Origin of the sequence: Sphingomonas sp. Leaf21 (genome assembly GCF_916858675.1) — a bacterium.
Classification (GTDB): domain Bacteria; phylum Pseudomonadota; class Alphaproteobacteria; order Sphingomonadales; family Sphingomonadaceae; genus Sphingomonas.
The window spans coordinates 98,672-110,596 of sequence record NZ_CAKASM010000004.1; the positions used below are offsets into that span (position 1 = coordinate 98,672).

Genomic DNA, 11,925 nt, shown 5'->3' on the forward strand with positions numbered 1-11,925 from the left:
CCCGCCATGCTCCGCTCGACCACGCTGCGCTTCGCGTTACTGGTCTTTGCGCTTCAGTTGGTCGGGGCGGGCGTCATGGTCGGCATGGTCCGCCACCTGACCCGCAGCGAAATCGCGGCGCAGGCGGAGGATGCGGCGAGCGACTTGCGTGACGAATTGTCGGGTGTGTGGGTCAGCGGTGGCCAGGCGGCGGTGCGCGCGGCGGTCGACCGGCGGCTGAACACCGATCGGCTGCCGCAATCGGTCATCCTGCTGACCGATGCGCGTGGGCGTTTCGTCGCGGGCAATATCGCCGACTGGCCCCCCAATGTCCCCGCCCCCGGTGCCGCGACGATCGAGATATTCCGCATCGGTCATTCGCAGCCCGAGCGGATGCGGGTGACCGCGATCCGCCTGCCCGACGGATCGCGGCTTCTGGCGGGACGCGTGGTGGAAAGCGAACTGCGCGTCGCGCTGGCGATGGAAGAGGCGATGGCGGTCGGCATGGCGGCGGCGATCGTCCTCGCCGCGCTCGCCGCCTGGGCCGCGGCGCGGATGATCGAAGCCCGGCTGGAGGGCACCGTCGCCACCGCGCATGCCGTTGCGGGCGGCGACCTGTCGCGCCGGGTCGTGCCCAATGGCGGCGACGACGCCTTCGACGCGCTGGCGCAGGCGGTCAACGCGATGCTCGACCGGATCGCGCTGCTGATGACCGAGCTCAAGGTCGCGACCGACGGCCTCGCACACGACCTGCGCTCACCCCTCACCCGGCTTCGCTCCACGCTCGACCGGGCGATGGCCGAGTGCCGGGACGAGAATGCCCGGATCGCGGTCGCGCGCGCGCTGGACGAGGGCGACAGGCTGCTCGCCATGCTCGACACCGCGTTGCGTATCAGCCGGGCCGAGGCCGGGCTGGGCCGCGACGCCTTCGTCCAGGCCGATCTGGCCGAGATGATCCGCGACGTCGCCGACATGTTCGAGCCGCTTGCCGAGGATCGCGGCATGACCATCCTTGCCGAGGGCCCCGAGACGCTCGTCGCAACGGTTCACCGCGAATTGCTGGGGCAGGCGATCGCCAATCTGATCGACAATGCGCTCAAATATGGCGCGGGGGCCATCACCGTGCGGGTCGAGCCCGGCCCGGCTGTCGTCGTCGCCGACGACGGCCCCGGCATTCCGCCCGAGCGGCGCGAAGAGGCGCTCAAGCGGTTCGGGCGACTGGACGCCGCGCGGACCGAGAGCGGTGCGGGGCTGGGCCTGTCGCTCGCCAGCGCGGTGGCGCATCTGCATGGCGGGTCGCTGTCGCTCGGGGACCATGCGCCGGGGCTGGTCGTGCGGATGACGCTCGCCCCCGAGACCCGTTCGGTCTGAGCGAAGGCCCCTCCACCACCGGACTGCGTCCAGCGGTCCCCCTCCCCATCGGAGATGGGGAGGAATTTAAGAGCCCCATTCCTCCCCAAGCTATGCTTGGGGAGGGGGACCATCCGAAGGATGGTGGAGGGGCAAGAACCCCGCCCCTCCACCACCCGGAGGATCCAGGGCTTACGCCCCCACATTGCCCGTCCGCTCGAGCTTGCCCCAGCCGACGATCCACCCGCCGATCGCCGAGCTGATCGCGCGGAGCACGACCCAGTACATGATCTGGCGATAGACCAGCCGCTGCGCGACCAGCAGATGCGCGGGGTAGCGCACCCGGTTGCCGTCCAGCCGATACGCCATCCACCCGCACAGCACGTCGACCGAGGTGAATACGATCCAATAGGCCGCCATCTGGAACACGTCGGTATGCGTCTGCGCCCAGCCATGCTGCGCGACGCGGACCGAGGTGCCGATGATCGACAGGATCAGCGACAGGTCGATCAGCGGGGAGATCGCGGCGAACAGGATCTGGAACAGCCACGCCTGCGGCAGGCCGACCCGCGCCAGACCCTTGGGCCGCCCGGTGCGCAGCACGGCGCGGTGCTTCCAGAGGCACTGCAACGTCCCGAACGCCCAGCGATAGCGCTGCTTGGCCAGCGCGCGGAAGGTCTCGGGCGCTTCGGTCCAGGCGACGGCGCGCGGATCGTAGGTGACGCGCCAGCCCGCCCGCTGGATCGCGATGGTCAGATCCTGATCCTCGGCCAGCGTATCCTCGGGATAGCCGCCGACCGCGTCGAGCGCGGCGCGACGCCAAGCACCCACCGCGCCGGGCACCACCGTCATCGCGTCGAAGCCCGCCAGCGCGCGCCGCTCGAGATTCTGCGCGGTGATATATTCGACCGCCTGCCAGCGTGTGACCAGATTGACCCGGTTGCCCACCCGCGCATCGCCCGCCACCGCGCCAAGCCCGGGATCGGCGAACCAGCGGGCGAGCTTGGTGATCGTCTCCGGCTCGAACTGGGTATCGGCGTCGAGCGCGATCACGACCTCACCGGTCGCGTCACGCAGCGCGCGATTGAGCGCCGCCGCCTTGCCGCCGTTGGGCAGGGTCAGCAGGCGGACGCGCGGTTCACCGGCAAAGGCCTCGCCGACCACCGCGCTGGTCCGGTCCTTCGATCCGTCGTCGACGACGATGACCTGAAGCCCCGGATAGTCGCTTGCCAGCACCCGCGCGACCGACTGGGCGATCACCCGCTCCTCGTTGAAGGCGGGGATGATGACCGAGACGCTGGGTGTATATTCGGGCGGCACCGGCTTCGACCGGCGGCCCTGGAACCAGGCCAGCCCCGCCATCACCACCGCCCGCGCGATGCCGAGCGCGATGGCGAGGTAGAAGAGCCAGGCCAACGCCGCCGACAGCGTCGCCAGGATGACGAAGATCGCGACGTCGGTCCGCACCGCCAACAGATCCTTGCCCTCGACCAGCGGCATCGCCTGATCGCGGCTGACCCCGACAAGTTGCGAGGCGGCGACGAAGCGATACCCCTCGGCACGCAGCGTATCGATGATGCGCGGCAGGGCCTCGACCGTCTGCTCGCGGTTGCCGCCGCCGTCGTGCAGCAGGACGACGTTCGCCGAATTGTCGGGCGTCGCGCCGTGGACCTGCTCGATCACCTCATGCACGATCTTGTCGGTGCCCGGCGTCTGCCAGTCGTTGGGATCGACGTGCAGCCCGACCACCGTGTAGCCCAGGTTCTGCGCGATCAGCGCGGGTCCGATCTCGTCCGCCGTGGTCGGCTCGGCGTCCCCGAAATAGGGCGCGCGGAACAGCGTCGTCGAGCGCCCGGTATAGGCCTGGATCAGCCGCTTGGTGGCGTTCAGCTCCAGCTTGATCGTCCGCTCGCCCGTCGTCGCCATATTGGGATGGGTATAGCTGTGATTGCCGATCTCGCTGCCGTCCGCGACGATCCGGCGCAGGAGCTGTGGATGCTGGAGCGCATTCTCCCCGATGACGAAGAAGGTGGCGGGGACATGCTCGCGCTCCAGCACGTCGAGGATCTTGGGCGTCCATTCGGCGTCCGGCCCATCGTCGAAGGTCAACGCGATCGTCTTGGGGAGCGCACCGGCACGCTGCACGACATAGGGCGTCGGAAAGGCCTGGTAGGTCTCGTTCCGGATGATCGCATCCTTGTCATACTGCACCGTCCGGCGGCCTTCGGTCGGCTGTGCGGTGATGCGCAGGATCTCGCCCGGCCCCTCGACATCGGTATTGAGCGGCGAGGTGATCGTGCCCAGCCGGGGGATGACGCCGCGCGCCGTGCTGCGGAAGGCGGCGAAGTCGGCCCACAGCCCGGGATCCTCGCTGCCCAGCTGCCAGAAGGCGACATCGTCGATGCCCAGCCGCTTGAGCGCCTGGAGCTGGTTCCAGCTGCTGGCCGCGTCGAGCATCCAGACGGTGTGATGCTCGCCACCCTCGTCATAGGCGAAGCCCGCATTGCCGCTGGCGGGGTCGAAGCTGACCTTCGCCTGGCTGTCATGCGCCATCAGCCACGCTTCCTCGATCGACTTGGCGTCGGCGGGTTCGGGCGGGCCGCTGGTCTTGGTCGTCCAGTCATAGGCATAGCTGCCCAGCGCGACGATCAGCTTGTCGCGGCCCACTTCGCGAAGCGCCTTCTCGCTGTTCTGGAGGAACCAGGGCTGCGACGCGATCGGGCCGGGCGTGCCCGACTGCCAATGCTCGTCATAGGCCATCAGGATGACCCGGTCGACGACGCGCGCGATCGGCTTCAACTGCCACGCCTCATCCTCGGCGGGCACGGTCACGGCCAGCACCGCCCCCTTGGGCAGATGCGCCTTGATCCGCTGCAACAGGCGCGGATAGCGCGCCATCGCGCTGGCGGGCAGGTTCTCGAAATCGATGACCAGCCCCGACTGGCGGTTGACGGTGACCGACTGCCCGAGTTGCGACGCCAGCTTCTCCGACGCGGCCGGATCGGCGATGATCCGCGCGATCGCCTGGCCGTCCCATTCGTCCGCCCCCAGATTCTGGACCATGGGCAACAGGCGCGGCGGCTTGGCGGCACGCGCCAACAGGCTGGCGAGCTTGGGATCGTTGCTGATCTGCAATTGCGCGCGGGGCCCCGCGACGTTCATCAGCGAGGGGACCAGCCAGTCGATCTGCCCCATATGCGCATGGACCGAGGCCAGCGCGGAATCATTGCCCGGCGTATAGAAGGCGATGGTCAGCGGGGTATGTTCCTGCTCGACCGCCTTGCGCGGCAGCCATTCGCCCCGCCGCCCCTTGAGCTGCGCGGTCGGCTCCAGCGTCATCGCCTGGCGCCGTGCGAAGGGCAGCGGCAGCACGCCCGAATTGGGCACCGCGACCAGCGTCGTGGCAAAGGCGATCGCCGCGATCACCACCGCCACGATCAGCACCCCGACGCCGCGTCGCGCCCAGGCGCCACGACGACCGGTGGGGTCAAAGAAGATCGGGTTGGTCACGGACGGCATTCCTCGCGGCTGGTCATCGGCCATGCGGCGGCCACCAGCCGTCTCATGTCCTTGTCTTTTTCGCCGATGACAGATCGGGCGCATAGAGCGGGTGATCATAACATTACAGATTTTTCATGACCGCTATCGGTGTCACATCCACGGGTGACAGCGGCCAGACGCCGGGATTAGGAAAGGGCATGTCCGATCGACTGGCCCATCTTCGTCGCCATCGTGGCCGTTACCTTGGCGCGGCGTTGCTACTGCTCGTCGGAGCCGCGTCTATCCTTCTCTATTCCGGAAGTTATTTCGACCGCGACCCGTTTACCCGCTATCCCGCGGCGGGGCGTCCCCAGCCGATCCTGGTCCTGTCGCTCTCGGGCGACATGGGGCTTCGCTACGGCATGAGCGGGGTGGTCGCACGCGATCTCGGCCAGCATGGCATCGCGGTTCTCGGCGTCAATTCGCCGGTCCTGTTCCGCAAGCGCCGGACGCGCGAGCAGGTCGATGCGCTGATCGCCGACCTGATCCGCCGCGCCGCGAGCGAAGCGGGCGACCGGCGACTGGTCTTGCTGGGCCAATCCTACGGCGCGGACATGCTGCAGACCGGGCTGGCGCGGCTTCCCGCCGATCTGCGCGCGCAGGTGTCGTCACTGATCCTCGTGGTGCCGGGCAAGACCGCCTATTTCCGCTCCGACCCGTCGGGCATCGCCTATATGGGCCGCCCCGACAGCATTGCCGCCTCTACCGCCAACAGGCTCGACTGGCTGCCGCTGACCTGCATCTACGGCGTCGAGGAGCGCGACAGCCTGTGCCCGCTCCTCAAACTGCCCAACGCGCATGTCGTCGCCATGCCCGGCGGCCATTATCTGAACCATGACGACGCCGCGCTGAACGCGCACATCCTGGCCGCCGTGCGCGCCCGCCCCTCCCCCGCCCCGATACGCTGACGGAGGAGGCCAGGTGCGGGTCAGGCGCCGACGGTCTCGATCGGCGCGGTTGCGCCCGCGCGCGTCCGCCACGTCGCGACACAGGCCTGCGCATAGGGTTTGGCCATCACGGTCGACACCGTCATGAATCGCGCCGTCGCGGCGTCGCGGGTCAGCGTCAGGTGCAGATAGCCCTTCGCATCCTGATCGCAGAAGCGGACGACCTTCGCATTCGCCTCGGCGATCTGACGCCCGATGCCGGGGAACAGCGCGCCCCAGGACGGGCTGGTGATCGCGGTCGCGCCGAACTCGGCCGCGACCAGCGCGCCCGTACCGTCATACAGGTCGTTCGCCCAGGCGGCATGGCTGTCCCCCGACACGACGACAGGGCGACTGCCCGCGCGCCGGAACGCCGCATAGAGCCGCTCGCGCGCGGCGGGATAGCCATCCCAGCTATCGAAATTCATCGGCAGGCCCGCGCGATAGGATTGCTGCGCCGCCGCAAGCTGCGCCCGGATCGCGCTCGGCAGCGGGACGACCAGCGCGGCGTAGCCATCCGCCCCCATCTGTTTCTCCAGATCGGGGCCGTCGACGCGCGCCATCACCACCTGATTGCCGATCACCTGCCAGGGCCGTCCGGCGGCGACCGAGGCGGACAGGGTGCGCTCGATCCAGCCGAGCTGGTTCGTGCCCAGCAGCTCGCGATCCGGGCGCGCCCGTTCGGCCATCATCGTGGCATATTCGGAAGGCTCGGGCACCTCGCCCTTGGCCGTCACCTGCTTCGACCGTGCGAGCAGCCTCGTCTCCAACATCACCAGCGTCGCGAGATCGCCGAAATCGAAGCTGCGGTTGATCGCCGCCCAGGGCTGGCCGGGCCGGGGGTCGCGGATCGGCATCCATTCGAAATAGGCCTGCATCGCCGCCGCCTTGCGCTTGCCCCAGTCGCCCTCCGTCCGGGGATCATGGTTTTCCGCGCCGCCGATCCAGTCGTCATTGGCCACCTCATGGTCGTCCCACACGCAGATGAAGGCGGCGCGCGCGTGCGCGGCCTGCATGTCGGGGTCACGCTTCACCTGCGCATGGCGCGCGCGATAATCGGCGAGCGACAGGATCTCGTGCGTCGGCTCGGGCAGACGGCCGAGCTTGCGGCCGATCTCGCCGCCATAGCCGTCCGCGCCATATTCGTAGATGTAATCGCCGAGATGCAGCACCGCATCGAGCCGCTCGGACCGCGCGATCGCATCATAGGCGTTGAACAGTCCGCCCGGATAAAGCTGGCACGACACGACCGCCAGCACCACGTCCTCGACCCGCCCGCGCGGCAGGGTACGGAACCGCCCCTCGGGCGAACGCTGGCCCGCCGCCGTCTCGAACCAGTAGCGATAGTCGCGGCCGGGCCGCAGCCCCGTCACCTCGACCTTGGCGGTGAAGTCGCGCGCGGCCCGCGCCGTCACGCGCCCGGTCCGCAGCCCGACCGCCTCGCCCGGCTCCATCGGCGCGACGTGCCAGGTCAGCGCGACATCGCCCCCCTGCCCCTCCGCCGGGGTCGCGCGGGTCCACAATATGGCACCATCGGGCGCGGGATCCCCGCTGGCGACGCCATGCGCGAAGCGGGCCGCTGGCGCCGCCGCCTCGGCGATCGTTGCGGGCAGGCCGAGCGTCGCACCGCTTCCCATCAGAGCCATGGCGCGGCGGCGGTTGATCTTCGTCATCATCGGAATCCTTTCGCCACGGACCGCTAAAGCCCGCACGCGACAGCGAAATGGCGGCGGGATGACGGTTCGGCGACACCCGCGCCGATCGTCACAAATCCGCCGCACGCCGGACACCGACCGGTAATCCCTTTCGCCTAAGCGACGGTCATCGGGGTATTAATCGGGGGACAAGATGAATTCGACCGTGCGCCGCACGACGCTGGCCGTGCTTTTGGCGAGCCTGTCGCCGATCGCCTTGACGCAGGCGGCCACCGCGCAGGCCATGATCCAGCCGCAGGACGATGTCCGCGACGACACGCAGGACGAGGTGATCGTCACCGCGCAGAAGCGCGAGCAACGGATCGAGGACGTACCCGTCACGGTCAGCGCCGTCTCCGGCGCACGGATGGCCAATCTGGGCGTCAATTCGCTGTCCGAGGTCGCCCAATATATCCCCGGCCTCCAGATCCAGGAGCAGAGCGCCAACAATCCGGGCTTCGTCATCCGCGGCATCACCTCGGACTCGGGCTCGGCGCAGCAGGGCGCGAGGGTGACGCTCTATTATAACGGCATCGATATCAGCCGGACGCGCGGCGCCTATCAGGACCTGTACGATATCGAGCGGATCGAGGTGGTGAAGGGCCCTCAGGCGACGCTGTTCGGCACCGCCGCCGCAGTCGGCGCGATCAGCATCGTCTCCGCCAGGCCAAAGGCCGGAACCGAGGGTGGCCTCATCGCCTCCTACGGCAATTTCGACCGCACCCAGGTCTCGGGGTATCTGAACGCGGGCAACGAGACGCTGGCCGGGCGGATCGCCTTCGCCTACAAATATCGCGACGGCTATGTCCGCAACATAGCGGGCGATCCGAACGTCCCCAACCAGGATCAGGGGCGCGTCGATCAGGATGACCTCAACGGACAGGACCAGCGCGGCGTGCGCGGCTCGGTGCGCTGGCGTCCCAATGGTTCGGTCACCGCCGACCTCGTCCTGACCTATGACGGACAGCGCAATCCGGGCACCGCGTTCAAGAGCCGCGTCTTCGCCCCCACCGGCGGGCAGACCGGCGATTACGGCTATGTCGAATTGTCGGGCTCGCCCTTCTCGGCCGACGTGCTGGGGCGGCGCAAGCTGGGGCTGACGCGCAACGTCTATGACGCGAACCTGACGGTCGCGGTGGATGTCGCGCCGGGCGTCACCTTCACCACCGTCAACGGCTATCGCCGCTTCGACGCGCTCGAGATCTTCGACGCCGATGGCGGCCCCGCCTGGTATCTGGAGTTCGGCGAGGACGCCAAGGGCGACCAGTGGAGCCATGAAAGCCGCTTCGCCTTCGATGGCGCGCATTACCGCGCCTCGATCGGCTGGAACGCCTTTTTCGAGAACGGGCAGCAGCGCGTGCCCTTCTCGACCGAGGAAGGCACCTATCTCGCCTGCTCCACCGCCGCCGATTTCGCGCCGGTGCGCCAGTTGCTGGGCTCGGTGGGACTGCCGACCGGTACGGCCTGCGTCGCGCCGAACGGCACCATCCTCGGCGCGCGCGCGACCGCGATCCTGTCGCGCGGCACGGCGACCGTCATGCCCTATAGCGCCAGCTTCACCAATTTCGGGCGCAACAATACCTACTCCATGTTCGCCGATGCGACGTGGATTCCCGACCCCGCGCTGGAGCTGACCGCCGGGGCCCGCGTCCTGATCGAGGATCGCCGCTCGGGATATAGCAGCGTGATGCCCGACAGCCGCCTGCTCGCCGCCGCCGGACTGTTCACCAGCCTGCTCGGCGCCGCGAATACCAAGGGCCAGGTGTATGAGGCGCAGCGCAGCTATGCCGCGATCCTGCCGCGCTTCAACGCGCTCTATCGACTTGGCGGCGACTTCAACCTCTATGCGACGGTCAGCAAGGGCCGCCGTTCGCCGGTCGTCCAGCTCGACGCGCAACGGATCGTGCCGCTGACCGTCGCCAATTCGGGCGCCATCCCCCGGCTCCAGATCGTGCCGCAGGAGGATGTCTGGAACTACGAAGGCGGCATCAAGGGGCGGATCGGCGCGTTGAGCGGCGCGGCCTCGGTCTTCTATCAACGCTATAAGGGGTTTCAGGTCACCGCCTTCGAAAACGGCCGCACGGTGACCCGCAGTGCGGGCTCGGCGAACAATATCGGCGTCGAGCTGGAGGCCAATTGGGCCGTCCATCGCTGGCTCAGCCTGTTCGGGACCTTCGCCTATATCGATGGCGGCATCGCCGACGATCCGGCGAACGGCGTGTTCGCGGGCAATCGCTTCCGGCTCCAGCCCGATACCACCGCCTCGGGCGGCGCGACCCTTCGCGTGCCGGTCGGATCGTCCGCGACCTTCTATGCCACGCCGAGCGCCACCTATCGCTCCAAGGTGTATTTCGAACTGCCCAACAGCGAGGCGATCTCGCAGGGCGGATATACGCTGGTCAACCTGCGCGCCGGGGTGGAGTTCGGCGCGGACAGCCGCTTCCATGTCGGCGGCTTCGCACGCAACCTGACCAACAAGCGCTATCTGATCGACGCGGGCAACACCGGCGGCACCTTCAGCGCACCGACCTATATCGCGGGCGAGCCCCGCTTCTACGGCGTGGAAGTGGGCGCGCGGTTTTGAATTTCTCCCCTCGCCCCTTTCGAGGGGAGAGGGGAGATCATGTCGATCCGGCCCGAATTCGGTGACTTAACCGCTTCCTAACCCCCCACCCCGTAAAGCGCCGTCATGAGGCAACGGGCTTGGATCGGGAGTGACGTGCTGCGCTGGATGCTTGCGGTGGCGGCTCTGGCGGTCGCCACCTCGTGCACGCCGTCGCGGCATCCGCCCGCGCACCTGACCCTCGACGTGCCATCGCCGACCGCGCGGACGCTGCTGCGCCAACTCGCGCTCGACGTGCCCGAAAGCGACCTGCCCGAAACGCTGGCGGCCAACACCCCGATCGAGATGGCCGCGGCCCCCGCCTTCACCGGGATCGCCCACAGCGCCGAGGACGCCGCCCGCGCCGCCGACTGCCTGACCGCCGCGGTCTATTACGAGGCGCGATCGGAATCGGTCGATGGACAGCGCGCCGTGGCCCAGGTCGTGCTCAACCGCGTTCGCGACCGCGCCTTTCCCAAGAGCATCTGCGGCGTCGTCTACCAAGGCTCCAAACGCTCGACCGGCTGCCAGTTCAGCTTCACCTGCGACGGATCGATGCTCCACCCGCGCGAGCCCGCCGCCTGGGCCCGCGCCGCCGCCGTGGCGCAGGCCGCACTGGCAGGGCTGGTCTATGCGCCCGTCGGCGCCGCGACCTTCTACCATGCCAATTACGTGCTGCCCTGGTGGGCGCCAAGCCTCAACCGGATCGGCGCGATCGGCAGCCATATCTTCTATCGCTGGAAGGGCGCACTCGAACGCGACCTCTCCTTCCGCCAGGACTATGCCGGGATCGAACCCAGCATCCCCGCTCCCGCCCCCGCCACACTGGCCAGCACGCCCCTCGAAGGGCTCGAGACAATGGGGGGCGTGACCATCCATCGCGGCGATCCGCGCGACACCGTCGCCAAGCCCGTCGCGGCGGTCGCGGCCAGCGTCCCGGTCACGACGGCCGGCGTTCGTATCCACCGCAATGGGTTTTCCCACGCTCCGACCGAGGTAGCGGTGAGCGAGGAACGCGATCCGAGCTGAACGATCGTCATCCCGGCGAACGCCGGGATCTCTCACGACCCGGTCCTCGATCCGCCAAACCCCCGGCCTTCGCTGGGGCGGCGACGCGCCCGTTACCCGATCGTGTCGATCCAGTCGGGCAGGTCGCCCAGTCTTGCAAGCTCGCGAAAGCGCGGATGGTCGGTGGGGCTGTCCCCGGCCTCATGGCTCCACGCCAGCGGCTGCGGGATATAGGCGGCCCACGCGCCCGCCTTCAGCGCGGGAAGGATGTCCGAGCGCATCGAATCCCCCGCCATCACCGCCCGTTCGGGCGCGACGTCATGGCGGGCGAAGACGCGGCGGAAGGTGTCGGGCGTCTTGTCGCTGACGATCGCGACATCGGCGAAATGCGCGCCCAGGCCCGATGCGGCGAGCTTCGCCTCCTGGTGCAGCAGGTCGCCCTTGGTCACGAGGACCAGCCTTCCCCGCTCCGCCAGCGCGGCCATCGTATCCGCGATGCCGTCGAGCAATTCGACCGGATGCGCGAGCAATTGCCGTCCCGCCTCGAGCAACCGCGCGACCAGTTCGGTCGGCAGCGTCGGCCCCGCCAACTCGACCGCCGTCTCGATCATCGACAGGGTGAAGCCCTTGGCGCCGTAGCCATAAAGCCGTAGGTTGCGCGCCTCGCAGCTTTCAAGCGTCGCGCGCGCCACGCGTGCCTCGGCAAAGGGGGCAAGGAGGCCGACCAGCGCCTCCTCCGTTTCCGCGAAGTGGCGCATATTGTGCCAAAGCGTGTCGTCCGCATCCAGGCAGATCAGCTCGATGGCCATATTCCGTCTCCCAGTTG

The 11,925-nt window shown here is 68.6% G+C and carries 7 protein-coding genes; 4 read left to right on the forward strand and 3 right to left on the reverse strand.

Translation table 11 applies throughout. The features are described 5' to 3' along the window. Window positions 1–6: 6 nt before the first annotated feature. Window positions 7–1,350: a sensor histidine kinase gene (locus tag LRP66_RS05745; RefSeq protein WP_230481556.1), complete on the forward strand. Its 1,344-nt coding sequence runs from the start codon at window positions 7–9 to the stop codon at window positions 1,348–1,350. Between the two features lie 171 nt (window positions 1,351–1,521). Here LRP66_RS05745 and LRP66_RS05750 read toward each other — a convergent pair whose 3' ends face one another. After that, a complete protein-coding gene (locus tag LRP66_RS05750; protein WP_230481557.1) occupies window positions 1,522–4,839 on the reverse strand; it encodes a glycosyltransferase in 3,318 nt (1,105 codons plus the stop codon). Window positions 4,840–5,027: 188 nt separating this feature from the next. Between LRP66_RS05750 and LRP66_RS05755 the strand changes: the two genes are divergently transcribed. Beyond that, window positions 5,028–5,777 (forward strand): virulence factor, encoded by a 750-nt coding sequence (locus LRP66_RS05755; RefSeq protein WP_230481558.1) that lies wholly within the window; start codon window positions 5,028–5,030, stop codon window positions 5,775–5,777. Between the two features lie 20 nt (window positions 5,778–5,797). Here LRP66_RS05755 and LRP66_RS05760 read toward each other — a convergent pair whose 3' ends face one another. Beyond that, complete coding sequence (locus LRP66_RS05760; RefSeq protein WP_230481559.1) at window positions 5,798–7,468, reverse strand: alkaline phosphatase D family protein; 1,671 nt, start codon at window positions 7,466–7,468, stop codon at window positions 5,798–5,800. Window positions 7,469–7,643: 175 nt separating this feature from the next. On the opposite strand from LRP66_RS05760, the gene LRP66_RS05765 reads away from it, so the two are divergent. Together LRP66_RS05765 and LRP66_RS05770 are read left to right on the forward strand one after the other, a co-directional pair. Further along, complete coding sequence (locus LRP66_RS05765) at window positions 7,644–10,073, forward strand: TonB-dependent receptor (protein WP_230481560.1); 2,430 nt, start codon at window positions 7,644–7,646, stop codon at window positions 10,071–10,073. A 105-nt stretch (window positions 10,074–10,178) separates the two neighbouring features. Continuing rightward, window positions 10,179–11,120: a cell wall hydrolase gene (locus tag LRP66_RS05770; protein WP_230481561.1), complete on the forward strand. Its 942-nt coding sequence runs from the start codon at window positions 10,179–10,181 to the stop codon at window positions 11,118–11,120. A 92-nt stretch (window positions 11,121–11,212) separates the two neighbouring features. Here the strand turns inward: LRP66_RS05770 and LRP66_RS05775 are convergent, their stop codons facing one another. Then, window positions 11,213–11,908 (reverse strand): HAD family hydrolase, encoded by a 696-nt coding sequence (locus LRP66_RS05775; protein ID WP_230481562.1) that lies wholly within the window; start codon window positions 11,906–11,908, stop codon window positions 11,213–11,215. Window positions 11,909–11,925: the final 17 nt, after the last annotated feature.

Bases quoted from the DNA above. Each gene is read 5' to 3' on its own strand.
- LRP66_RS05770 (WP_230481561.1), top strand. From the start codon at position 10,179: ATGAGGCAACGGGCTTGGATCGGGAGTGACGTGCTGCGCTGGATGCTT.
- LRP66_RS05765 (WP_230481560.1), top strand. From the start codon at position 7,644: ATGAATTCGACCGTGCGCCGCACGACGCTGGCCGTGCTTTTGGCGAGC.
- LRP66_RS05760 (WP_230481559.1), bottom strand. From the start codon at position 7,468: ATGACGAAGATCAACCGCCGCCGCGCCATGGCTCTGATGGGAAGCGGT.
- LRP66_RS05775 (WP_230481562.1), bottom strand. From the start codon at position 11,908: ATGGCCATCGAGCTGATCTGCCTGGATGCGGACGACACGCTTTGGCAC.
- LRP66_RS05745 (WP_230481556.1), top strand. From the start codon at position 7: ATGCTCCGCTCGACCACGCTGCGCTTCGCGTTACTGGTCTTTGCGCTT.
- LRP66_RS05755 (WP_230481558.1), top strand. From the start codon at position 5,028: ATGTCCGATCGACTGGCCCATCTTCGTCGCCATCGTGGCCGTTACCTT.